The following is a 22731-nucleotide window of genomic DNA, read 5'->3' on the forward strand; positions in this document are numbered from 1 at the left end:
TGGGCCGGCAGATCTTGCATCTGCCGGCGGAGCCGGCCCACCACGCCGCGAGGGGCCCCAAGTCAAGCCCCAATCGCACGCGCGAAGCGCGTCCCGGAAGACGCAGCGCCCCACGACACCGGCAGCCGACAAAAGGCGACCACGCACGAAACCGGCAGCCAAGCTAGCGACCACGCACGGGACCGGCAGCCGAGGTGGCGACCACGCACGGGACCGGCAGCCGCACGAACACCACGACACGGCCAGCCAACGGAACACCACGGGACCGCCAGCCCGTGATCGAAAAGACTGCGCTGAGACCGCTGCCAGCTAGTTTCGGCTGGTGAGCCTGGTCAAGAGGATCGCCGCACACCACTTCGTCGACGAGAACCGCGTCGCCGTGGGCGTCGGGTCCGACGAGCTCGTCGGCGAACTGACCAGGATTCGTGGCGACGTGGCCGTGGTGCCCAACCCGCACGACGTGACTGGTATGCCCCTTGCCCCGCACCGCGTGCGGCAGCTGTGCGAAGGGGCGCGGCGGCGGGACGCGGTGGTGGTGTTCGACGAGCGGCTTGCGGAGTTCGCGCTGGGCCCGAATTTCACCTCGGCTCGGTGGTGGGCCCGGTTCTGCCGCAACGTGTGCGTGCTGCGCACCATCCCGAGTGCCCGGATCGGTTACGTGATCGGGGATCCCGATGTGATCGCCCAGTTGCGCCCGGCGGAGTTGCCGATCGAGGCCGCAGACCTCCTTGAAGACCTTGGGCAGCGTGGCCGGTGGCGGGCCGAGAACCGGGTTGCCCGCGCGCGGTTGTGTCGCAGGCTGGACGAGTTGGGCATTCGGTACGTCCCCTCGGCCACTGACTTCGTGCTCGCCCACCTGCCCACCGGCGCCCGCCGGATTTCGGTGGGCCAAGCTGACGAGGTGTTGCGATGACCTACACGTCCAGCGGAATCCCGTTGCCGTCGCACCTCGGGCCCGAGAAGCCTGGGGAGTTTCCGTTCACCAGGGGGATTCGCGAACGGATGTACCGCGAGCGGCCGTGGACTATTCGGCAGCTCGCTGGGTTTGGGACGGCGCAGGACACCAACGCGCGTTACCGGATGTTGCTGGACAACGGGTCCACGGGCATCAACGGGGTGTTCGACTACCCGAGTTTGCGGGCGTTCGGGTCTGACGAGGCGCGGGCCAGGGGCGATGTTGGGCGTGGCGGCGTGGCCGTCGACGTGCGGGACGACTTTGACGATCTGTTCAAGGGGATTCCGCTTGACCAGGTCAGCGTTTCGCTCGTGTCGTCGCAGCCGATCGGGGCCGTCGCGCACCTGGCGATGTTCGTTAGATCCGCTGAGCGGCAAGGGTTTCGGAGGCAAAGCCTGGCTGGTACCAGCCAGAACGACTTTCTGATGGAAACTGCGATCACGATCGCACCGGAGGCGTTGCCGCCGCAGGGGAGTTTCCGGCTCGCGTGCGACCTGGCCGACTTCGCGTTGCGTGAGTTGCCGCGGTGGAACCCCGTCAGTGTCAGCGGATATAACTACCGCGAGGCCGGCGCGGACGCTGTGCTGGAGATGGCGTTGTGTCTTGCGCACGGTCAGGCGATCGTTACCGAACTCATCCGGAGAGGGCACGCGCCCGAGGCCGTTCTGCAGCGGGTCTCGTTCTTTCTCAATGCGCACAATGACTTCTTCGAAGAGGTGGCCAAGTATCGGGCCCTTCGCAGGATGTGGGCTCGTTGGGCCAGGCAATACACGGAAGACCCGCGCGCGCAGATGTTTCGGTACCACGTGCAGACCAGTGGTGTGACGAACGCGGCGCGGCACGTGCACGTCAACATTGCGCGCAGCGCGCTGCAAGGGTTGGCGGCGGTGTGCGGTGGCACGCAGTCGTTGCATATCAACGGGTATGACGAAGCGGTTTGCATTCCGTCCGAGCACGCTGCGATGACGGCGCTGCGCACGCAGTATGTGCTGCTGCACGAGACTGGGGTCGCCAAGACTGCGGATCCGCTGGGCGGTAGCCATCTTGTCGAGTACCTCACTGACGAGCTCGAACAGCGGGCGGCGCAGACGTTGCAGGCGATCGACGCCATGGGTGGCATCGTGTCGGCGACTGAGCAGGGCTGGGTGCACGCCGAGTTGGCGCGCACGGCGTTTGAGGACCAGCGGAGGATCGAGGACGGTACGCAGCTCGTTGTCGGCGTCAATACGCACCTTGAAGGCGATGACGAGCAGCCTGCCCTGTTCGAGATCCCGGACGACACGCTCGATCGGCAGCTCGCCCGGCTTGACATGGTGCGGGCCAGGCGGGGCGACACCGGTCACGCGATCAAGGAAGTCGCGGAAGCTTGTAGGACAGGGCAGAACGTGATGCCCGCCGTCCTGCGAGCGGTCGACGCGGACGTGACGCTGGGGGAGCTGGGTAGGACCTTCCGCGACGAGCTTGGACGATGGGAGTTCCCGCTGTGGTAGGCGTGCTGCATGGCCGTAAGGCCGTTATGGCGAAGCTCGGCATGGATGCGCACTGGCGCGGCGCCATCGTCGTGTCGAACGCGTTGCGGGACGCCGGTATGGAGGTCGTCTACCTTGGCCACGCCACTGCGGACGAGCTCGTCGGCGCGGTGAGTCAAGAAGATCCGATCCTTGTCGGCCTGTCCACGTTGTCCGGTAACCATCTCACCGAGTGTGAGAACGTCATGAAGGCGTTCCGGAACGCGGGCATCGACGATGTCGTCGTGGTGGTCGGCGGCACGATTCCGAAGCCGGATCAGGAGCGCCTTCGCGAGCTGGGCGTCGCCCAGATCTTCGGCGTTGGCAGCCCGCTTACGCACATAGTCTCCGAAATCGCCGAACTGACGGCATGAAGAAGCCCCCTCCCACACCGGGAGGGGGCTTCTGACGTCAGGCGCGGCGCGAGCGGATCAGCAGGGCCACCAGGGCGATGGCGGTGGCGAAGCCGGCACCCGCCAGGAAGCTGGCCGACATCGACGCGGTGAACTGGGACTCCTCGGCGACGCCGGAGGCGGCGGCCGTCGAGATCGCGATGATGATCGCCAGCGAGATCGACGAACCGACGTTCTGCACGGCGTTCACCACGCTCGAAGCCGAGCCGGAACCCGAGTCCTCGACGCCCGACGTGGCCTTGATGGTCGCCGGGATGATCGTGAACGCCAGGCCCGCACCGACCAGGAACAGCGACGGCAGGATCGTCGTCCAGAACGACCCACCCGAGGGAACCCGCAGCAGCAACAGGTTCGCGACGATCAACATCAACGCGCCGAGCACGATCGTGCGCCCGCCTAGCCGCGACTCGAGTTTGCCCGCGGGACCGGCCGCGCCGATCATGCCGACCGACACGAGCAGGAACGCCAGGGCCACGGTCATCGGCGTCCAGCCGGACATGAGCTGCAGGTACTGGCCGAGGAAGAAGAACAACCCGATCTGCGCACCTGGCATCAACGCCAGCGTCAGGTAGGCGCCGCCGTTCGACTTGAACAGCGACAGGTCCAGCAGCGGCTGCGACGCACGCCTGGTGATCACGAAGAACAAGGCCAGCAGCACGATACCCGCGACCACGTACGGCAGAGCGCTGGCGCTCAGGCCGTACGCCAGGGAAACCAGGCCCAGCGTCGACACCAGGGCACCGGTGATGTCGAACCGGCCGGAAACCCGAGGCGTCTCACCGACCACCGAAGGCGTCAGCACCAACAGCACCAGGCCGATCACGCCGGCCAGCAGCATCTGCAGCTTCCACGAACCGAACGCACCCAGTGCACCGGCCACAAGCAGACCGACCGCGGCACCGGCACCGCCGGCGATCGTGTAGACGCCGATCGCCTTGCGGCGCAACGGACCCTCGGCGAACAGGTTCATGATCAACGCCAGCACGCACGGTGTGGCAAGCGCGGCACCGGTGCCCTGCACACCACGTGCGGCGATCAGCAGCCACGCGTCCGGAGCGAGAGCGCGAGCCAGGCAGCCGACGGTGTACAGGGCCATGCCGATGACGAACATGCGACGTTTGCCCAGGATGTCGCCGAGCCGCCCGCCGAGCAGCAGCAGGCCGCCGTAGGGCAGGAGGTAGGCGTTGACCACCCAGGACAGTTCGGTCTGCGACAGCTCGAGCGAGGATCCGATCTGTGCGAGCGAGATGTTCACCACCATCTCGTCGACCAGGATGAGCGCCCAGAAGCTGACCACGACAGCGAGTGCGACCGCGGCGCGGCCCCTGATCTTCGACTCCGGTTGGACGACCTCAACCGGTAAAGCGGTGGTGGACATCGGCGGACTCCTATGTGGCGGGAACGATGGACATGGCGTGCTTGAAGACGTTGCGCGGGTCGTAGCGCTTCTTGATCCGTTGCAGCCGCGGGTAGTTGTCGCGGTAGTAGAGGGCGTGCCACGGGACGCCGGACGTGTTCCACGCCGGGTCGAGCGTGTCGCTGTCGGCGTAGTTGATGAACGCGCCGCCGTTGATGGCGTTGGGAACGGGAACGCCGCCGGTGGTGGCGTAGACGTCGCGGTAGAGGTTGCGCACCCACGTCATGTGGGTCTCGTCCTCCCACTCGCCGGTCCAGCCGCCCGCGGTGAAGTACACGCGCAGGATCGAGTCGCGGTGCACGGCGGCGGTCGCGTCCGACGGCACCGCGTTGATCTGGCCGCCGAACCCGGTGATGTTGACCAGCGCGTTGGGGTTCGAGTAGTTGGAGTCGTTGAGGTACCGGTAGATCGTCGAGATCTGCGCGTCCGTGTAACCCTTGCGCAGGTCGGCGGTCTTGTTCTTCTGCCGGCCGGACGGGTCGCTAACCCAGTTGCGCGGGTCGAGCCACGACGTGACCTCGCCGAAGTCCGCGACCGGCGTGGCGCCGACGTCCGCCATCACGGCGTTGAAGTGCGCGTCGAGCATGGCCTGGCCGTTCGGCACGGTGTCCTCCACACCGGCCAGCACACCGATCGTGCCCGCGGCGACGTGGTTGGCGAACAACGTGCCCCAGACCTTCGTGTTCGGGTTGCCGGGCGCGCTGTTGGCCTCGAACCAGTTGAAGTAGTTGCGCAGCAGCTTGATGAACTGCTGCTCGGACATGCCCTGCCACGAGTACATGACCATCCGGGCGCGCTGGTTCCCGGTGCTGGGCAACGCCCTGCGCGGGTCGGTCGACGTGACGCCGGGCGTGCGGAACCAGTACTTCGTGGCGATGCCGAAGTTGCCGCCACCGCCACCGGTGAACGCCCACCACAGGTCGCGGTTCGGGTCCGAGGCCTCACGGGTCGCGGTGATCAGCCGAGGCGTTCCGGAGGCGTCCACGGTGACGACCTCGACGGCGTACAGGTGGTCGACGGTGAGGCCGTAGCGGCGCGAGTAGAAACCGTAGCCACCGCCCGGAATGTGGCCACCGACGCCGACCTGCGCGCACCCGGTGCCCGGCAGCAGGACGCCCCAGCCCTTGAACAACGTCTCGGCCGTGCGGCCGATCGTGGCGCCCGGCTCGACGGCGAACGCGCGCTTCGACTCGTCCCAGTAGACCTCGTCGAGCTGCGAGAGGTCGATGAGCGCCTTGACGTCCGCGTTCGCGGTGAAGTTCTCCATGCAGTGGCCGCCGGACCGCACCGCGAGCCGCTTGCCCGCCGCGACGGCATCACCCACGGCGGTGACGACCTGCTGCGGGGTCCCGACCACTTTCGCGTAGTCCGGACTGCCCACATAGCGGGTGTTGTGGGCGCGCTGAATGCTCTGGTAGCGCGGGTCACCGGCGGGAATCGTCACCGGGCCGAAGGCGCCACACGTCCGCGCGGCCTCTTCCGCGGCAGCGGCAACGGACGTTCCCGCCACGAGAGAAGCACCGCCGATCGCCGTGCCTGCCAGGAATCCTCGGCGGGACAAGGCACTCATTTGTTCTCCTTAAGTCAGAAATGGACCCTGGTCTCGGTGGTGAAGTCACCACCGAGACCAAGAGGAACCACCGGTAGAACGCCTCAGCGCTTGCGGATGAAGGGCTTTCCCATGGGGAAGGACTTGCCGCCGAGCGCGGTGTTGACGGAGCTGGCGAACAGGTAGAGCGCCACGAACGGCATGGTGAACAGCGCCGCGATGCCGGGGTGCAGGATGAACGGGTCGCCACCGGCGCCGGGACGCGCGATGCTCACCGCGGCGAACAGCGTGATCAGCGAGAAGTCGATCAGCACGAAAAGCAGCGTCACGGCCTTCGGCAGCCGCAGCGTGGCACCCGTGAAGACGAGCATCAGCACGAACCAGATGAGCAGGAAGTTCGCGTTGGCACCGCGCTGAGCCGGCTCGGGGAGCTTGCCGAACCAGTTGTCGAGCAGACCGATGATCAGCACGGTGAAGCTCAGCCAGAAGGCGCCGAACAGGCCGAACATCGCGGCGTGCACGCCCTCGTTGCGCTTGATGGCCCAGACGCTCGCGACGATCAGCAGGAAGCCGCTGGCCACGATCATGATCGGCAGCGAGCCCGCGAGCGTGGACGGGATCGTCACCTGGTTGAAGCCGGTGAGGAACAGGGCGAGCGACAGGGCGCCGATCGCGAACGCCGGGTAGCCGAGGAGCGCGGGGCTGGCGGCCAGCGACACCGGAACCTCGGTGGGGGTTGGTTCGGTCCGCTCGACGGGAGCGTGTTCCTTCACGTGCCCGTTGGAGGTCTGAGACGGAATTTCCGTAGTGGTCATGAGTCTCTCCGGTTGGCTCGGACATCTGGCGAACCGAAAGCTAGCGAGACCCGTTCTCACATCAGTAAACGCGCGGATTCGACAGGCTCTTTCCCTGCTCTCACAACGCTCTTGCGACCTTGTTCGTACACCCGTGATTCCAATTTACTGCCTACGCGGCAAAGCGGACGACCGGGCGGAAATGGGGGTTGTATGCGCACGCTGCTCATCGACAACCACGACTCGTACACCTACAACCTGTTCCAGCTGATGGCCGAGGTGTACGGCACGCCGCCGGTGGTCGTAACCAACGATGACGAACGCTGGTCGACCCTCTCGGTAGAGGAGTTCGAGGCGATCGTCGTCTCGCCCGGTCCCGGTCACCCCGGCCGCGCCCGCGACCTCGGCGCGGTGCGCCAGGTGCTGCGCGACACCGAGGTCCCGCTGCTCGGCGTGTGCCTTGGGCACCAGGCGATCGCGCTGGTCGCCGGAGCGGAAGTCGTCGGCGCGCCCGAACCGAAGCACGGGCACCTGACCCGCGTGCGGCACAACGGTTCCGGCGTGTTCGACGGGCTGCCGCAGGACTTCACCGCGGTGCGGTACCACTCGCTGTGCGTGCCGCCGGAGAGCCTGCCCCCGAACCTGGAGGCCACCGCGTGGGCCGAGGACGGCGTGCTCATGGGGTTGCGGCACCGCGAGCGCCCGATGTGGGGTGTGCAGTTTCACCCCGAGTCGATCGCGTCCGAGCACGGCGCGTGGATCATCGAGAACTTCGGCCGGCTGGCCGCGAAGACCCTCGCCGAACAGGGGCGTGCGCTGAACTCGCCGATCGTGCACGAGATGCCCGCGCTACGGCTGCGCAAGAAGCCGGCGAACCGATGGCATGTGCTGCACCGCGAGATCGACTTCGAAGTGGACACCGCGGCCGCGTTCACCGAGCTGTTCGGGCACCTCGACTACGCGTTCTGGCTGGACAGCGCGCGCGTCGAGCCCGGCCTGTCGCGGTTCTCGTTCTTCGGCGCGCCCGAAGGCCCGCACGGCGAGGTGCTGACCTACGACGTCGACGAGGGTGTGTTCGACGAGCTGCGCGCCAGGCTGAGCGACTCCATTGTGGACGCACCGGACGTGCCGTTCGACCTCACAGCGGGCTATGTCGGCTACTTCGGGTACGAGCTGAAGGGCGAGCTGGGCTCGCCGAACAGGCATCACGCGACCACACCCGACGCGGTCTGGATGTCCACCACCCGGCTCGTCGTGGTCGACCACGAACTGCGCAACACGCACCTGATCGCGTTGACGCGCGACGACTACGACTACTCCGCGCAGGCCTGGCTGGACGACACCGAGCGCCGGATCCAGTCCCTGCAACCGTTGCCGGAGCCACGCGAACCGTTCGGCTACGACCCCGGACCGGGCCTGATGCTGGCCCGCCAGGACTACCTCGACAACGTCGAGGCGTGTCAGCGGCAGCTGCACGCCGGCGAGAGCTACGAGATCTGCCTGACCACCAGGACCAGCCTGCCGCTGCTCGGCACCGACCCGCTGAAGCTGTACCTGGTGCAGCGCCGCACGAACCCGGCGCCCTACGCGGCGTTCTTGCGACTCGGCGGCGTCTCGGTGATGTGCTCGTCGCCGGAACGGTTCCTGCGCGTCGAACGCGACGGGACCGTGGAGTCCAAGCCCATCAAGGGCACCGCGCCGCGCCGTGACGACCTGCTCGAGGACGCGCGGTCGCGGGCGAGCCTCACCGAGGATCCCAAGGTCCGCGCCGAGAACCTGATGATCGTGGACCTGCTGCGCAACGACCTGGGCCGGGTGTGCGAGATCGGCTCGGTGCACGTGCCGCGGTACATGGCGGTCGAGAGCTACGCGACCGTGCACCAGCTCGTGTCGACGATCCGCGGCACCATGCTCGGCGACCTCGACGTGATCGACGTCGTGCGCGCGTGCTTCCCCGGCGGGTCGATGACCGGTGCGCCGAAGCTGCGCACGATGGAGATCATCGACCAGCTGGAGTCCACCGCCCGCGGCATCTTCTCCGGCTCCATCGGTTTCCTGTGCTGCAACGGAACCGCCGACCTGAACATCGTCATCCGCACCGCGGTCTCGGACGGGCAGAGCCTGTCGATCGGCGCGGGCGGCGCGATCGTCCTCGACTCCGTTCCCGAGGAGGAGTTCGAGGAGATGCTGCTCAAAGCACGAGCGCCGATGCGCGGGCACCTCGTACCGGGCAAGCTCTTGGAGGTAAAGCGATGACCCGCTCCGGCAAGGAGTACCTCGAGTCGCTGCGCGACGGCCGGGTGATCTGGCTGGACGGCGAGCGGGTCGGCGACATCACGACGCACCCGGCGTTCCGCAACTCGGTGCGGTCGATCTCCGAGCTCTACGACCTCGCGCGCGAGCGGCCCGAGCTCACCGCCGACCTCGCCGGCACGCAGATCCACAAGGCGCACCAGATTCCCCGTACCAAGGAAGAACTGAAGGCCAAGGGGCGCGCGTTCAAGATCTGGTCCGAGGCGACGTTCGGGTTCTTTGGCCGGTCGCCGGACTACATGGCGTCCGCGATCGCCGGCTTCGCGACCGTGCCGGACGTGTTCCGCCGGGAGTTCGACGGCTCGCGGAACATCGTCGAGCACTGGCGCCGGATGGCCACCAACGACCTCTACCAGGCGCACACGCTGGTCAACCCGCAGATCGACCGCACGAAGCCGCCGTCGGAGCTCGAAGAGGACGACCTGTGTCTCCGGGTGGTCCAGGAACGCGCGGACGGCATCGTCGTGCGCGGCGCCAAGATGATCGGCACCGCGGCGGCGTTCGCCGACGAGATGCTCGTGGGCGTCACGCAACGGATGGCGCCCAGCGAGGCGGACTACGCGGTCAGCTTCTCCGTTCCCGTTGCCACGCCTGGGATCCAGTTCGTCAGCCGCACCTCCTACGAGGGCCGCGCGACGAGCATCTTCGACTACCCGTTGTCCAGCCGGTTCGACGAGAACGACGCGCTGGTCACGTTCGACAACGTCTTCGTGCCGTGGGAACGGGTCTTCACCTACCGCGACCCGCTGGCGTGCCACGAGCAGTTCTGGCAGACGCCCGCGTTCGTCAGCTTCGTGCACCACGGCGCGATCCGGCTGTGGACCAAGCTCGAGTTCCTGGCGGGCATCGCGATCCTCATCGCGCGCGCCAACAACACCTACGACCTGCCGCCGGTGAAGATGCAGATCGGCAAGCTGATGGCCTGGGTGAACACCGCGAAGGCGGTCGCGGTGGCCATCGAGGAGGGCGCGGAACCCGTGCCCGGCGCGGACGCCGTCGCCCCGAACCGGGAGATGTCGTGCGCGCAGCTCGCCATCGGACCCGACCTGTATCCCAAGGTGCTGGCCGAGATCAAGCTCCTCGCCGGCGGCGGGCTGATCCAGCTGCCCGCGTCGTTCCGCGACTTCCGCAACCCCGAGGTGGCGCGGTTGCTGGGCAAGTACGTGCGCTCGCCCGGCCACGACGCCGAGTCGCGCACCAAGCTGCTCAAGCTCGCCTGGGACGCGCTGGGCAGCGAGTTCGCCGGGCGGCACGACCAGTACGAGCGCTTCTACCACGGCTCACCGCACGTGTACCTGCCCACGCTCGTCCGCGAGGGCGACCCCGAGACGTACGCGGCGCTGGCCCGACGGTGCCTCGACGGTTACAGCCTCGAAGACCCCATCTAGAGAGAGGACACCGAAATGACCGCCACACAGACACGTCCGGGCGTCGAGGCCGGTGTGAAGACACGTCCGCAGGCGCTCGCGCTCGCCGGGTTCCGAATCGTCTTCTCGTTCTTCTTCATCCTGCACGGCTGCATGGGCCTGTTCGGCGCGTTCGGCGGCGTCGACGGCCAGGGCGGCTCGGTGTCGTTCCCGACGTTCCCCGACTTCTGGGGCAGCGCCATCCCGTTCGGCGCCGGCATCCTGTTGCTGTTCGGCCTGTTCACGCGGCCGGTCGCGATCCTGGCGTCCGGCGCGATGGCGTACGCGTACTTCACCGTGCACGCCCCGATGGGGCTGTGGCCCCTGCAGAACGGCGGTGAGCTCGCCGCCATGTTCAGCTGGACCTGGCTGCTCGTCGCCCTGATCGGCCCCGGCGCGTTCGCTCTGGACAACCTGTTCCAGCGCCGCAAGGTGTCGTGAAAAGTCATGGCTCCCTGCTGCGGACCTACCTGGGTCCGCAGCGGGGGAGCGTCGTGCTCATGGCCGTCCTGCTGCTGTGCTCGATCGCGCTGGAGATCGCGGAACCGCGCATCGCCGCGTTCTTCATCGAGTCGGTGCAGCGCGGCCGCGCTGAACGAATCCTGGTCACGATCGCCCTGGTGTTCCTCGGGGTCGCGGCCTTCCGGCAGCTCGCGAAGGTCATCGCCGCCTATGCGTCGGAACGCGTGTCGTGGACGGCGACCAACGCCGCGCGCGAAGACCTTGCGGCGCACGTGCTCTCGCTCGATCTCTCGTTCCACGAGTCGCGCTCACCGGGTGAGCTGATCGAGCGCATCGACGGTGACGTCAACCAGGTCGCCGAGTTCTTCTCCAGCCTGATCGTGCACCTCATCGGCAACGTCCTGCTGTTGCTGGGGATTCTGGGCGCTTTGACGGTTTTGGACTGGCGGATCGGGCTCACGTTCGCCGCGGTCACCGTGCTCGGGTACTTCTTCCTGGCGCGGGTCGCGGGGGTGGCGACCCACAAGTGGGAGGACGACCGCGAGCAGAGCGCCAAGTTCTTCGGGTACGTCAGCGAGGCCATGCGGGCGACCGAGGATCTGAAGTCCTCCGGTGCCGTCGGCTATGCACTGGCGCGGTTCCACCGGCACCTGCGGGCGTGGCTGCCGGTCAAGGTGCGGGCCGAGGCGTGGGGCAGTGCGATCTGGGTGGTCATGTCCATCGTCGCCACGGCCGGCTCGGCGTTCGCGTTCGGCTACGCGGGTTTCTTCTACCAGAACGGCACCGTGTCGCTGTCCGGCGCGTTCCTGATCGTCGCGTACGCCACCATGCTCAACACGCCGATGGAGGTGCTGCGGCACCAGGTGCAGGCGTTGCAGCAGGCGAGCGCCGCGATCCGCCGCATGGGCGAGCTCTTCTCGTATCAGTCCACTTTGGTCGACGGAACCCGTGTTCTGCCCACCGGCGCCCTGTCGGCGCGGTTCGACGATGTCTCCTTTTCCTACCAGGACAAGCAGATCCTGAACGGGCTGTCGTTCGAGGTTCCCGCCGGCACGTCGTTCGGGCTGGTCGGACGCACGGGTGCGGGCAAGTCGACGATCGCGCACCTGTTGTTCCGCATGTACGACCCCGATTCCGGGCGGGTGCTCCTCGGCGGTATCGAAACGCGTGACGCGACGCTGTCGTCGTTGCGGTCGCAGGTCGGGTTCGTGACGCAGGACGTGCAGGTCTTCGACGCCACCCTGCGCGAGAACCTGACGTTCTTCGACCGCTCCGTTTCCGATCAGCGGCTGCTGGACGTGCTGGACGCCCTGGAGTTACGGCCGTGGCTGGACAGCCTGCCCGACGGGCTGTCGACCAAGATCTCTTCGTCGACCCTGTCCGCCGGACAGGCGCAGCTGCTGGCGCTGGCGCGGGTGTTCCTCAAAGATCCCGGCCTGGTGATCCTCGACGAGCCGTCGAGCAAGCTCGACCTCGTCACCGAGGCGATGGTCGAACGCGCTCTGGACCGCATGCTCGCCGGCCGCACGTCGATCATCATCGCGCACCGGCTCGACACCATCCTGCGCACCGACCACGCCCTCGTGCTGCACCAGGGCTCGGTGGTGGAGCACGGCGTCACCGATGACCTGCTGGCCGATCCGGACTCCCGGCTGGCCGAGCTCTACCGCGTGGGGCGGGTGCTGCAATGACGACCGTCAAGAACGAGGCCGTGCCACCTACGCTGACGTTCCTGTGGCGGCTGATCACGTACAGCCCGTGGCGCTATTCGGCCGCCGCGGGCGGGTGGGCGCTGTTCCACCTGTGGCCGCTGCTGCCCGGTGTGCTCGGCAAGCTGCTGTTCGACGTTCTCGAAGGCCGGGCTGCTTCGGGCATCACGATCTGGACCCTGGTCGCGATCGTGGTCGCCGCGGGTCTCGCTCGATGCGCGGCGATCATCGGCGCGACGGTCGCGTGGGCGGGGTGGTACCTGCGGGCCCGTGGCCTGGTGCAACGGAACCTGCTCGCGCGGGTCTTCCGGCTGCCCGGAGCGGAGGCGATGCCCACGACCGTGGGCGAGAGCATCTCGACCGTTCGCGACGACAGCGACGCCATCGCGTTGATGGGCGGCTGGGGCTTCGACATGATGTCCGGCCTCATCTTCGCGGGCGGCGGGATGATCATCCTGCTCAGCGTCGACGTCCAGATCACGTTGATCGTCATGGTGCCGCTGGCGGTCGTGCTGGGGCTCGCGCAGTTCGCGCGGGCGCGGGCGTACCGGATCCGTGAGCAGAGCCGCGAGGCCACCGCGAAGGTCACCGGCACGATCGGCGAGATCGTCGTCGCCGTGCGCGCGATCAAGGCCGCGAACAAGGAGCACGAGGTCGTCGACCGGCTGCGCGCCGACAACCGGGTGCGCAAGACCGCGATGATCCGCGACAAGGTGCAGAGCCTCGCGATCGACTCGGTGTTCAACAGCACCGCCTCGCTCGGCGCCGGCCTGACGTTGCTCGTTGCGGCGAGCCAGATGCGGTCCGGCTCGTTCACCATCGGTGACTTCGTGCTGTTCTCGACCTATCTGATGCAGGTCGCGGACTACACGGCGTTCATGGGCTTCCTGGTGCGGACCTATCAGCAGTCCGGTGTGTCGTTCGTCCGCGCCGCCGCGCTGTTGCAGGGTGTGCCCGCCATGACGCTGGTCGACCACAACCCGCTGTACCTGAGGTCGGACCCGCCGCCCGTGGAGCTGCCACGGCCTGCGGAACCGTTGCGGGAGCTGGAAGTCCGGTCGTTGACGCACGTGTTCCCGAACGGTAAGGGCATTCGGGACGTGTCGGTGACCTTGGCGTCGGGAACGGTCACCGTGGTCACCGGCGAGGTCGGGTCCGGGAAGACGACATTGCTGCGCTCTGTGCTCGGGTTGTACGCCGTGCAGGACGGCGAGATCCGCTGGAACGGTGTTCTCGTCGACGAGCCGGGCGATTTCATGGTGCCGCCGCGCGTGGCGTACACACCGCAGAACCCCGCGCTGCTCTCGGGTTCCATCCAGGAGAACATCCTGCTCGGTCTGCCCGACGACCGGGTCGAACGCGCCGTGCACATGGCCGTGCTCGGCCCGGATCTCGAGCGCCTCGATGAGGGACTCGAGACCGAGATCGGGGTGCGGGGCGTCAGGCTGTCCGGTGGCCAGGTGCAGCGGACCGCGGCCGCCCGGATGTTCGCGCGGCAGCCGTCGTTGCTCGTGATGGACGACCTGTCGAGCGCGCTGGACGTGACGACCGAGCAGCAGCTGTGGCGGCGGATCTTCGCCACCGGTGCCACGTGCCTGGCCGTGTCCCACCGCCCGGCCGTGCTCGAACGCGCCGACCAGGTGTTGCTGCTCAAGGACGGCCACGTGATCGCCGCCGGACCGCTGGCGTCGCTGCTCGAGACGTCCGCCGAAATGCGCATGCACTACCGACTGCCGAGGGAGTGATCACGTTGTCCCCACGGGTGATCGTGGTTGGCGCGGGCCCGACGGGGCTCGCGCTCGCGGCCGAGCTGGCCGGCGCCGGCATCGACGTCCACGTGCTGGAGAAGCGGTCGCACAAGGCCGCGCTGTCGCGGGCGTTCACCATGGAGCCGCGCACCATGGAGCTGCTCGACATGCGCGGCCGGGTCGACGCGCTGCTGGAGCACGGCCGGCCGTGCCAGCACCCACCCGTGGGCGACGAGAACGGCTACCTCGACTACGGGCTGCTCGACACGCGGTTCGCGTTCAGCCTCATCATTCCCCAGCACCGCACGGAGTCCGTGCTGCAGGAGGCCGCTGCCGAGGCCGGTGCGGTGATCCGGTTCGGCGTCGAGGTCGTGGGGCTGCGGCAGGACGAGCTGGGCGTCGACCTCGACCTGCTCGGGCCCGGTGGCGTGGAGACCGCGCGGGCCGACTACGTGATCGGGTGCGACGGCGTGAACAGCACGATCCGCTCGCTGGTCCGCGTCGAGTTCGACGGCTGGAACTACGAGGACTCCGTGATCATGGGCGACTGCAGGCTGCGCAACCCGCCCGTGCCCAACGCCTACGCGCGGATCACCCGGCGCGGGATGGCGGCGGTGTTCCCGTTCCAGGACGACACCTACCGCGTCATCGTGTTCGACCACGAGCGGATGAAGCTCCCGGCCGACACGCCGTTGCCGCTGGAGGAGGTGCGGGAGAGCTGCGCGGCGATCCTCGGCATGGACGTCGAGCCGTACGACCCGGTGTGGCTGTCGCGGTTCCGCAGCTCGCAGCGGCACGCCAAGAAGTACCGCGTGGGCCGGGTTCTGCTCGCCGGCGACGCGGCGCACACACACATTCCCTCTGGTGGACAAGGGTTGCAGACCGGGATCCAGGACGCGTTCAACCTGGCGTGGAAGCTGCGCGCGGAGATCGAGGGCTGGGCGCCTGAGGGACTGCTGGACAGCTATGAGGCCGAGCGGTACCCGATCGCCGCGGAGACGTTGCGCAAGACCGACATCTCGTTCCGCTTCGAAACCTCCACGTCGTTCGTGGCGCGGACGATTCGCTGGGTCGTGCAGAAGCTCGTGCGGTTCGACTGGTTCCAGCGCGCGAACCTGGAGCATCTCTCGGGTCTGACCCTGCGTTATCCCGGCCGGGGCTGGGTGGGACGGCGGGTGCCCGACCGTCCGGTGACCGGCGGAACCCGGTTGTACGAACACTTCCGTGACGGCAAGTTCGTCCTCATCGGACATTCGGACGCGCCGCTGGTGCCGTGGGCGGATCGGGTGACGTCCGTGGTGCTGGCCGAACCGCTCGGCCGCGGGTGCCCGCCGGTGGTGCTGGTGCGGCCGGACGGTTACGTGGCGTGGGCCGGACACGAGGTGCCCGCGTTGAACCAGTGGTGCGGTGAACCGCGCGAGCACGTATGGAGAGAGGCCTGAGACTCCGCCCGCGAACACTGGTCGTAACCACTAGCGAAGGGGTGCGGCAATGCAGAGCTATTCCGCGGAATCCTACGGCGAAGCCATTGCCGCGGTGTTCGACGTCGTCAACGACAACCCCGAAGAGGTCGCGAGCATCGTGGGCTTCCTGCAGGGGTACGTCGGCGACGGCCCCGTGCTGGAGGCGGGCGTCGGCACCGGCCGGATCGCGTTGCCGCTCGCCGAGACCGGGGTCGAGCTGTACGCCGTCGACATCAGCCAGGACATGGTCGACCAGCTGCTGGCCAAGCCCGGCGCCGACAAGCTCACCGTGGTCGTCGGCAACATGAACGACGTCGACTTCGGCAAGCAGTTCTCGTTGGTCTACCTCGCTCAGGGCACGTTCGGCGCGCTGCTCACCGCGGACGCGCAGCGCCAGTTCCTGCAGGGCGCGCGCAAGCAGCTCACCGACGACGGCCGCCTCGTCATCGAGACGATGGAGGTCGACGACACCCGCTTCAGCCACGACCAGTACGTCACCACGTCACTGCTCGACGTCACGCACGTCGTCCTCAGCGCCGCCATCCGCGAGCCCGCCGAACAGCTGCTCAGCATCCAGAACGTGCTGCTGACGCCGCACGGCATCCAGCTGTACCCGGTGAAGTTCCGCTACTACACGGCCACCGAGCTCGACGAGATGGCCGCCGAGGCCGGACTGCGGCTGCTGGAGCGCTACTCCGACTGGGACTCCGCGGCCTATTCGCCCGGCGACCTGCGACACATCTCCGTCTACGGCCTTGCGTGAGAAAGGGATCGGCAATGAGGAAGTTACGTCGGTATGCGGCCGTGGCGCTCGCGGCCGTCGCGGTCGCGGCGTGTGCCCCCAGCCGGGCGAGCACCAACGCGAACGGCGAGATGACCGTGCTCGGCGAGACCGCCGCGCTCGGCCTCGGCATCGCGACGCCGTACGTCATCGTCGACAAGAAGGGCGACCCGGTCGAGATCGGCGTCCGGCTGACGGAGAAGGCGCTGGACGGTCTGCCGCAGGGCGACGCGCCGTCGATGTACGTGCTGGAGTTCCCGGAAGAAGCGGCGAAGACGCCCGTCAAGAACCTCATGCTGAACTGGTACCCGAAGGGCCGCAAGCCCGCGGAGCTGTTCGGCGAGCCGCAGCTGGCGTTCCACTTCTACACGATCGACCACAACGAGGCGATGGGGATCAACCCCAAGGCGGAGCCGGCCAAGGCCTCCCGGTTGCTGGACCCCAAGTACGTCGCGAAGGACTTCATCGCGGAGCCCGGTGACCCGGTCGAGAAGACCGTGCCGAGCATGGGTCTGCACTGGCTCGACTCGACCCGCGAGTTCGGTCCGGGCAAGCCGGAGTTCTCGGAGGTCTTCGTCTACGGCTCGTTCGACGCCAAGATGATCTTCCTGGAGCCGCTGGCCACCCGGAAGTACCTGCTGACCAAGCCGCAGCTGACCGCGGACGTCAAGCAGCCCGAGTCGGTCCAGAAGGACGGCTTCTACCCGACGAAGTACTCGATCCGGTGGGACGACAAGCTGCAGTCGTACGTGATCTCGCTGGCGAACCTGACCAAGCGGCAGGGTTCGTGACGATGCTCTCGGACGACGATCTGGAGCTGCTGCTGAGCATCCGGCACTTCGAGCTGGCGCTGCTCCGGATGTTCGACGAGGGCAAGCTCAACGGAACCACGCACACCTGCCTGGGCCAGGAGTACATCCCGGTCGCGCTGGCGCCGCTGCTCACCAGCGACTTCGTGTTGAGCAACCACCGAGGTCACGGGCACTACCTGGCCCACGCCCGTGACCCTTCCGGGTTGCTGGCCGAGATCATGGGCCGGTCCGGTGCGGTGTGCAACGGCGTCGGCGGCAGTCAGCACGTGCACACCCCGGGTTTCCTGTCCACGGGTGTGCAGGGGCAGGGACTGCCGCTGGCCGTCGGGATGGGGCTCCGGTTCAAACGGGACGGCAGCGGCCGGATCGCCGTCGTCTACGTCGGTGACGGGACCTGGGGCGAAGGCACGATGTACGAGGCGCTGAACATGGCGTCGCTGTGGCAGGTGCCCGTCCTTGTGGTCGTGGAGAACAACGGAATCGCCCAGTCGACGCCTACGTCCTTGGAGATGGCAGGAACGGTTGCCGATCGCGTGCGTGCCTTCGGGGTTTCCTATCTGAACGTGTCCACAAAGGATGTTGCTTCCATTCGTTCGCTCGTGTCACCTGTTGTTGCTTCGGTTCGTACGGGTCGGCCCGCGGTGGTCGAGTTCATGACCACACGGCTCGGTCCGCACAGCAAGGGCGACGACACGCGGCCGGCCGATGAGGTTTCCTCGTTGCACGACTGGTATTCCGACGTGGCCTCGGACCCGCGGCTCTCGGTTCTCGAGTCGCGGGTGCGTTCTTCGGTTTCCCGGATGGTCGACGAGGTGTCGGCCCGGCCGCCGTCGTCGTGGCCCGATCTGGTGGAGGCGGGATCGTGAGCTTGAACCACCTCGTCGCCGACGTGTTGCGGGTGCCGGTCGAGTCGGTCGGCGACGACACCGGCACCGCGACCACCGCGGCGTGGACCAGCATGCGGCACGTGGAGATCGTCGTCGGCGTCGAGAAGACCTACGGCGTGAAGCTGACACCGCGTGAGGCGCGGGTGTGCCGTTCCGTCCGGGCGCTGCGGGAAGTGCTGACCGGGAAGGGGATCGCGGTATGACGGCGCCTCGGGTCGTGGAAGGCCTCAACCGTGCCCTGCACCGGCTCTTCGCGGAGCGCCCGGACCTGCACCTGCTCGGCGAGGACGTGCTCGACCCGTACGGCGGCGCCTTCAAGGTCACCAAGGGGTTGTCTTCGGTCTTCCCGGATCGGGTGCTGACGACTCCGTTGTCGGAGGCCGGGATCGCCGGGGTCGCCTCGGGTCTGGCTTTGGCCGGCGACCAGGTCGTCGTCGAGGCGATGTTCGGCGACTTCGCCGCGCTGATGTTCGACCAGATCCTGAACATGGCTTCCAAGTCCGTGACGATGTACGGGCAGCGCAAGCCGATGCGGCTGCTGGTGCGGTGTCCCGTCGGCGGTGGGCGTGGGTACGGGCCGACGCACAGCCAGTCGGTGCAGAAACACTTCCTCGGCATTCCGAACCTGTCGCTCTTCGAGGCCACGCCGTTCCATGATCCCTTCTCGCTGATGGCGCGGGCTTTGGACTCCGGTCCTTCGATGCTGTTCGAGGACAAGGTCCTCTACACGCGCCGCTTCATCACGGACGGTTTTCAGTGGCTCGGCGACTGGGCGCACGTTCCGGCTTCGTCGGACACCGTGGTCATCTGTCCCGGCGGGGTGGCGCATCGGGCTCTTTCCTCCGGCGCGCACGTTTTGGTGCCGTCGCGGTTGTATCCGCTCGACCTGACGCCCGTGCTGCCGTTGTTGTCGGGTAAGCGTGTGGTGGTCGCGGAGGAGAGCACTGCCGGTGGCACGTGGGGTGCGGACGTCGCCGCCGTCGTGCACGAGGAGCTGTGGGGTTCGCTGCCCGCGCCTGTGCGGCGGTTGTCGTCCGCCGACTCGATCATTCCTAGTGCGCGGCACCTCGAGGACCGTGTGATCCTCGGTGCCTCGCATATCGCTGCCGCTGTGACGCCGCCGTCCCCGGCTTCCTCTGGTGTCGACATCACCGCTCCGAAGCTGAACAACAACGACACCACCTACCTTGTGTTGACGTGGCTGGTTCCGGATGGAGCCGCCGTGTCGGAGGGGGATCCGGTCGTCGAGCTCGAGACGTCGAAGGCGATCGAGGAGATCTGCGCGCCAGCTTCCGGTGTGCTCCGGCAGCACGTAGCGCAGGGCGTTGAGGTCGAGGTCGGGGCCCTGCTGGCGACTCTGTCCGGCTCTGCTCCTGTTGCTTCGGCTGAAGTTCCGCGGGCTTCGCGGGTTCACCGGTTGGACAAGGCTCAGCAGGGGACTGCCGCCGTGGTGTCCCGTGCGCACCGGGAAGTGCCTGCCGCGTTCACCGCGGTCGAGGTTCGGGTCGATGCTCTGCTCGACGTGTTGCGGGCGTTGTCCGATGAGACGGGCGCGGAGGTTGGGCTGCCCGAGGCGGTGGTGAAGGCTGTCGCTTCGGCGCATGCGGACTTCGGGCACCTGTTCGGCACTCTGGTCGATGACACCACGGTCGCCCTGGTCGACTCCCCGCATGTGGCTGTGACTCTGGACGCTGGGAACGGGCTGTTCACGCCGGTGATCCGCGACTGCACCGATCGGTCCATTGTGGATATATCCGATGATCTGATGGACTTTCGGATGAAGGCGTTTCGTGGCTCGTTCGCCGCTGCGGAGCTCGCCGGTGCTTCGATCACGGTGTCGCTGAACGTCGACCCGGATGTGGTGTTCGTGCAGCCGATCGTGATGTGGCCTCAGCTGTGCATGCTGTCGGTCGGTGGTGTTCGTGCTCAGCTGGCTCTTGTTGACGATGCCGTGGTGTCTACCTCGGTGGTCACCTTGGGGTTGGCTTACGACCACCGGGTGGTGAACGGTGCCGCGGCTGTGGCGTTCCTGCGGTTCGTCGCGGACAGCTTGCGGAAGCCGGAGAAGCTGGTGGGTCCGTGATGGCGTTCGGGCTGGTGGGCTTTGGGACCGCTCTTGGTGAGCGGGTGGCCGTGAAGGATGTCGTCGGGTCCTACACGGAGGACGTCGAGCGGGTGCTCGGCTACGGCTACGACTACGTGCACATCGCTTCCGTTGGGTTGACCGATCTCGCGGTGTCCGCTGGGACTGCGGCTCTGGCGTCTGCCGGGGTTTCCGCTCGGGACGTGGATCTCCTGGTGCTCGCTGTTGCCGATGTGCCCGAGTATCTGTACTGGGATGCGGCTGCCGCGGTGGCTCATCGGCTGGGGGTGCGGGCGGAGGCTGTGCTCATCTCGCAGGGGTGTGTTGGTGGCGTGACGTTGTTCGACACCGTGGCCGGGCGGTTCGCTACGCACCCGTCCTACAAGACGGCGTTGGTGATCGGGGCTTCTCGGGTGGCTGAGGCCTACATGAATCGCTTCGACACCAACTCGCTGTTGTTCTCCGATGGGGCTGCGGCTGCCGTGTGCTGGCGGGATGCGTTGTCGTTGACCTGGCGGGCGTCACATGCTGAGACCGATGGGGCTTACGCCGACTTCTTTCGCATGGATGTCGGTGGGGCTGCTTCGCCGTTCTCGGCCGGGGAGGCGCCTGCTGTGCGGGATGCCTGGGACATCATGGCGCACTTCTCTTACGACACCGAGCGGTTCGCCGCGTTTGCCGAGGAGGTGAACGATCGGACTGCTCGGGCTGTGCACCGGGTTTGTCGGCAGGCCGGCTTGTCTGAGGACTCACTCTCCTGGCTGCTGCTGTTGAATGACAATCCTCGGGTGTTGGCTGAGCAGGCTGATCTCGTTGGCGTTCCTCTTGCTCGGACCAACCTGGCTTGGGCTGTGGAGCATGGGCACTTTGGGGCTGCCGACCACTTGTTCGGGTTGTCTCGCTTGTCGTTGTCGCCTGGGGAGTCCGTCGTGGTTGCCGCTAACGGGCGGGGGATGCACTGGGCTGCTGCCCTGTTCACTGCTTGAGGCTTTGGACGCGGCTGCGCCGCGACACGTTGGCATTTTCGTGCGGGCCAGGCGCTAGGGCGCCTGTCCCGCACGAAAATGCCAACGTACCGAGACGGTGGTTGGCTGCCGTCGTGGTCCCGATCCTGTCCAGACTTGCGTTGTGGTTGTGCGGTTGCGTGGGTGGTTGGGATGAGCTGGCTTGAGTTTCGATCGTTTGTTTCCTTTCCGTCAGCTCACCATGTGCAGGGGGTTGCGTCTCGGCTGCCGTAGCGGGTCGAGGAACGCCGGTGGGATGAAGTACGGGATTCCGTTGCGGAGCTTCACTTCCCAGTCGCTCTGGTGGATCAGGTCGTGATGTCGTCGGCAGAGCAGCACGCCGTTGTGCAGGCTCGTTTTGCCGCCCTCGAACCACGGTGTGATGTGGTGGCCTTCGCAGTGCCGTGGCGGCCGGTTGCAGCCCGGGAAGGCGCAGCCCCGGTCCCTGGCGACCAGCGCTCGGCGTAGACCGGTGTTGAACAGCCTGGCCTTGCGGCCGACGTTGAGGGGTTGGGAGCGGCTGCCCATCACGATCGGGATGACGCCTGCCTCGCAGGCGAGCTTGCGCAGTTGCTTGACCGGGATGTGTTCCTGGTTGTCCAGCACCGCGTGACCCGTCTTCGCGGCCAGGTCGTCGTAGGAGACCGTGACGGCCAGGGTGACGGTTTCGCCGCCGTGTTCGGGCAGCACGTCGGCGCGTAGCACCAGGTTGATCAGTTCGGCGAAGGCGTCGCCCTGCCGTTCGGCGTAGGTGCGGGTGTCGGGGCCGTCCGGGCCGGTGGGGCGGGGTTTGGCCAGCGGGTCCAGTGCGCCCAGGAGTTTGGCGCCGGTCTCGGGGCCGAGATCGAAGCTGCCGCGGCAGCGGCCGCGTTCCATGCGGGCGATCAGCTGGTCACTGGGTGGCGCCGGATCCTTCTCGTCGGGTTCGGGGTCGTTCTGGAACATCCGGTAGATGATCTTCTTGCCGAAGTCGCGGATCGAGCCCGGCTCGAACGTCCGGCCGAACTCGGCCAGCTGCCGCTCGACGAACGCCGTCTTGTCGGGCGTGGCATCGGCGGGCACGTTCTTCATGGCCCTGGCGATCGCGTCGACATGCTCCTCGGTCAACTCGCCCTCAGCGAGCGCCTCGGCGGTCGCGGGCAGCTCCGGCTCGATCTCCGCACCCGACTGGCCGAGCCGATGCGTCAGCAGCCGCGCCCGGCGCAGCTTCGCCTTCGACACACTCGGATCCCAATGCACCCGATCCTTCAACACCCCGACCAGGTCCTTGTAGCCCAGCTCGGCCGCCAGGCCACGCCGGTCCATCTCGGCAATCCAGCGCAGCAGCCGCTCATGACGCACACGGATCTCACGCTCCATCGCGGCGAAGCCGTCAAGCAGCTCGCCGCTGGAGAGGAGGGACAGATCCGTGTCGACCACGTGTTCGA

Annotated in this window: 19 protein-coding genes; 15 read left to right on the forward strand and 4 right to left on the reverse strand. The window is 67.4% G+C overall.

Annotation, left to right across the window (positions count from 1 at the left end; translation table 11 throughout):
- The first annotated feature begins 322 nt into the window (after window positions 1-322).
- Genes QSK35_RS42020 through QSK35_RS42030 form a run of 3 tightly spaced genes read left to right on the forward strand, consistent with a single transcriptional unit; the run spans window position 323 to window position 2837 of the window.
- On the forward strand, window positions 323-913 hold the full coding sequence (locus tag QSK35_RS42020) for an aminotransferase class I/II-fold pyridoxal phosphate-dependent enzyme (RefSeq protein ID WP_285753976.1): 591 nt from the start codon (window positions 323-325) through the stop codon (window positions 911-913).
- The gene (locus tag QSK35_RS42025) at window positions 910-2445 is read left to right on the forward strand and encodes a methylmalonyl-CoA mutase family protein (protein WP_285753978.1); all 1536 of its coding nucleotides are present in this window, start codon (window positions 910-912) and stop codon (window positions 2443-2445) included. The genes QSK35_RS42020 and QSK35_RS42025 overlap by 4 nt, the downstream gene beginning before the upstream one ends.
- A complete protein-coding gene (locus QSK35_RS42030; protein WP_285753980.1) occupies window positions 2439-2837 on the forward strand; it encodes a cobalamin B12-binding domain-containing protein in 399 nt (132 codons plus the stop codon). Before QSK35_RS42025 ends, QSK35_RS42030 begins: the two co-directional genes overlap by 7 nt.
- 37 nt (window positions 2838-2874) lie before the next feature.
- Here QSK35_RS42030 and QSK35_RS42035 read toward each other — a convergent pair whose 3' ends face one another.
- The 3 genes from QSK35_RS42035 to QSK35_RS42045 all read right to left on the reverse strand — a co-directional run bounded on the left by QSK35_RS42035 (window position 2875) and on the right by QSK35_RS42045 (window position 6657).
- A complete protein-coding gene (locus tag QSK35_RS42035) occupies window positions 2875-4254 on the reverse strand; it encodes an MFS transporter (protein WP_285753982.1) in 1380 nt (459 codons plus the stop codon).
- Window positions 4255-4264: 10 nt separating this feature from the next.
- On the reverse strand, window positions 4265-5863 hold the full coding sequence (locus tag QSK35_RS42040) for an FAD-binding oxidoreductase (RefSeq protein ID WP_285753984.1): 1599 nt from the start codon (window positions 5861-5863) through the stop codon (window positions 4265-4267).
- Between the two features lie 83 nt (window positions 5864-5946).
- Window positions 5947-6657, reverse strand: a complete 711-nt coding sequence (locus QSK35_RS42045; protein WP_285753986.1) for a GPR1/FUN34/YaaH family transporter — start codon at window positions 6655-6657, stop codon at window positions 5947-5949.
- Between the two features lie 192 nt (window positions 6658-6849).
- Here QSK35_RS42045 and pabB point away from each other — a divergent pair, with 192 nt between their 5' ends.
- Genes pabB through QSK35_RS42105 form a run of 12 tightly spaced genes read left to right on the forward strand, consistent with a single transcriptional unit; the run spans window position 6850 to window position 21286 of the window.
- Entirely contained in the window at window positions 6850-8892 is a 2043-nt protein-coding gene (pabB, locus tag QSK35_RS42050; RefSeq protein ID WP_285753987.1) for an aminodeoxychorismate synthase component I, read from the forward strand.
- Complete coding sequence (locus QSK35_RS42055; protein ID WP_285753988.1) at window positions 8889-10337, forward strand: 4-hydroxyphenylacetate 3-hydroxylase family protein; 1449 nt, start codon at window positions 8889-8891, stop codon at window positions 10335-10337. Before pabB ends, QSK35_RS42055 begins: the two co-directional genes overlap by 4 nt.
- A 15-nt stretch (window positions 10338-10352) precedes the next feature.
- The gene (locus QSK35_RS42060) at window positions 10353-10796 is read left to right on the forward strand and encodes a DoxX family protein (RefSeq protein ID WP_285753990.1); all 444 of its coding nucleotides are present in this window, start codon (window positions 10353-10355) and stop codon (window positions 10794-10796) included.
- Window positions 10793-12508, forward strand: a complete 1716-nt coding sequence (locus tag QSK35_RS42065; protein ID WP_285753992.1) for an ABC transporter ATP-binding protein — start codon at window positions 10793-10795, stop codon at window positions 12506-12508. Before QSK35_RS42060 ends, QSK35_RS42065 begins: the two co-directional genes overlap by 4 nt.
- Entirely contained in the window at window positions 12505-14271 is a 1767-nt protein-coding gene (locus tag QSK35_RS42070) for an ABC transporter ATP-binding protein (protein WP_285753994.1), read from the forward strand. The genes QSK35_RS42065 and QSK35_RS42070 overlap by 4 nt, the downstream gene beginning before the upstream one ends.
- Window positions 14268-15716: an FAD-dependent monooxygenase gene (locus QSK35_RS42075; protein WP_285753996.1), complete on the forward strand. Its 1449-nt coding sequence runs from the start codon at window positions 14268-14270 to the stop codon at window positions 15714-15716. Before QSK35_RS42070 ends, QSK35_RS42075 begins: the two co-directional genes overlap by 4 nt.
- A gap of 49 nt (window positions 15717-15765) precedes the next feature.
- Window positions 15766-16500 carry a class I SAM-dependent methyltransferase gene (locus tag QSK35_RS42080; RefSeq protein WP_285753998.1) on the forward strand — a complete coding sequence of 245 codons (735 nt, stop codon included), beginning with the start codon at window positions 15766-15768 and terminating at the stop codon, window positions 16498-16500.
- A 14-nt stretch (window positions 16501-16514) separates the two neighbouring features.
- Window positions 16515-17309 carry a DUF5602 domain-containing protein gene (locus QSK35_RS42085; protein WP_285753999.1) on the forward strand — a complete coding sequence of 265 codons (795 nt, stop codon included), beginning with the start codon at window positions 16515-16517 and terminating at the stop codon, window positions 17307-17309.
- A gap of 2 nt (window positions 17310-17311) precedes the next feature.
- Window positions 17312-18196 (forward strand): thiamine pyrophosphate-dependent dehydrogenase E1 component subunit alpha, encoded by an 885-nt coding sequence (locus QSK35_RS42090; RefSeq protein ID WP_285754009.1) that lies wholly within the window; start codon window positions 17312-17314, stop codon window positions 18194-18196.
- The gene (locus tag QSK35_RS42095) at window positions 18193-18420 is read left to right on the forward strand and encodes an acyl carrier protein (RefSeq protein ID WP_285754001.1); all 228 of its coding nucleotides are present in this window, start codon (window positions 18193-18195) and stop codon (window positions 18418-18420) included. The genes QSK35_RS42090 and QSK35_RS42095 overlap by 4 nt, the downstream gene beginning before the upstream one ends.
- Complete coding sequence (locus QSK35_RS42100; RefSeq protein ID WP_285754003.1) at window positions 18417-20300, forward strand: 2-oxo acid dehydrogenase subunit E2; 1884 nt, start codon at window positions 18417-18419, stop codon at window positions 20298-20300. Before QSK35_RS42095 ends, QSK35_RS42100 begins: the two co-directional genes overlap by 4 nt.
- Entirely contained in the window at window positions 20300-21286 is a 987-nt protein-coding gene (locus tag QSK35_RS42105; RefSeq protein ID WP_285754006.1) for a 3-oxoacyl-ACP synthase III family protein, read from the forward strand. Before QSK35_RS42100 ends, QSK35_RS42105 begins: the two co-directional genes overlap by 1 nt.
- A gap of 210 nt (window positions 21287-21496) precedes the next feature.
- Here QSK35_RS42105 and QSK35_RS42110 read toward each other — a convergent pair.
- A partial coding sequence (locus tag QSK35_RS42110) for an HNH endonuclease signature motif containing protein (protein WP_285754008.1) occupies window positions 21497-22731 on the reverse strand: 1235 nt, incomplete at its 5' end.

The sequence above is a fragment of the Lentzea sp. NBRC 105346 genome (assembly GCF_030269605.1).
Classification (GTDB): Bacteria; Actinomycetota; Actinomycetes; order Mycobacteriales; family Pseudonocardiaceae; genus Lentzea.

Bases quoted from the DNA above. Each gene is read 5' to 3' on its own strand.
- QSK35_RS42090 (WP_285754009.1), top strand. From the start codon at position 17,312: ATGCTCTCGGACGACGATCTGGAGCTGCTGCTGAGCATCCGGCACTTC.
- QSK35_RS42045 (WP_285753986.1), bottom strand. From the start codon at position 6,657: ATGACCACTACGGAAATTCCGTCTCAGACCTCCAACGGGCACGTGAAG.
- QSK35_RS42040 (WP_285753984.1), bottom strand. From the start codon at position 5,863: ATGAGTGCCTTGTCCCGCCGAGGATTCCTGGCAGGCACGGCGATCGGC.
- QSK35_RS42070 (WP_285753994.1), top strand. From the start codon at position 12,505: ATGACGACCGTCAAGAACGAGGCCGTGCCACCTACGCTGACGTTCCTG.
- QSK35_RS42085 (WP_285753999.1), top strand. From the start codon at position 16,515: ATGAGGAAGTTACGTCGGTATGCGGCCGTGGCGCTCGCGGCCGTCGCG.
- QSK35_RS42055 (WP_285753988.1), top strand. From the start codon at position 8,889: ATGACCCGCTCCGGCAAGGAGTACCTCGAGTCGCTGCGCGACGGCCGG.
- QSK35_RS42060 (WP_285753990.1), top strand. From the start codon at position 10,353: ATGACCGCCACACAGACACGTCCGGGCGTCGAGGCCGGTGTGAAGACA.
- pabB (WP_285753987.1), top strand. From the start codon at position 6,850: ATGCGCACGCTGCTCATCGACAACCACGACTCGTACACCTACAACCTG.
- QSK35_RS42035 (WP_285753982.1), bottom strand. From the start codon at position 4,254: ATGTCCACCACCGCTTTACCGGTTGAGGTCGTCCAACCGGAGTCGAAG.
- QSK35_RS42100 (WP_285754003.1), top strand. From the start codon at position 18,417: ATGACGGCGCCTCGGGTCGTGGAAGGCCTCAACCGTGCCCTGCACCGG.
- QSK35_RS42025 (WP_285753978.1), top strand. From the start codon at position 910: ATGACCTACACGTCCAGCGGAATCCCGTTGCCGTCGCACCTCGGGCCC.
- QSK35_RS42080 (WP_285753998.1), top strand. From the start codon at position 15,766: ATGCAGAGCTATTCCGCGGAATCCTACGGCGAAGCCATTGCCGCGGTG.
- QSK35_RS42105 (WP_285754006.1), top strand. From the start codon at position 20,300: ATGGCGTTCGGGCTGGTGGGCTTTGGGACCGCTCTTGGTGAGCGGGTG.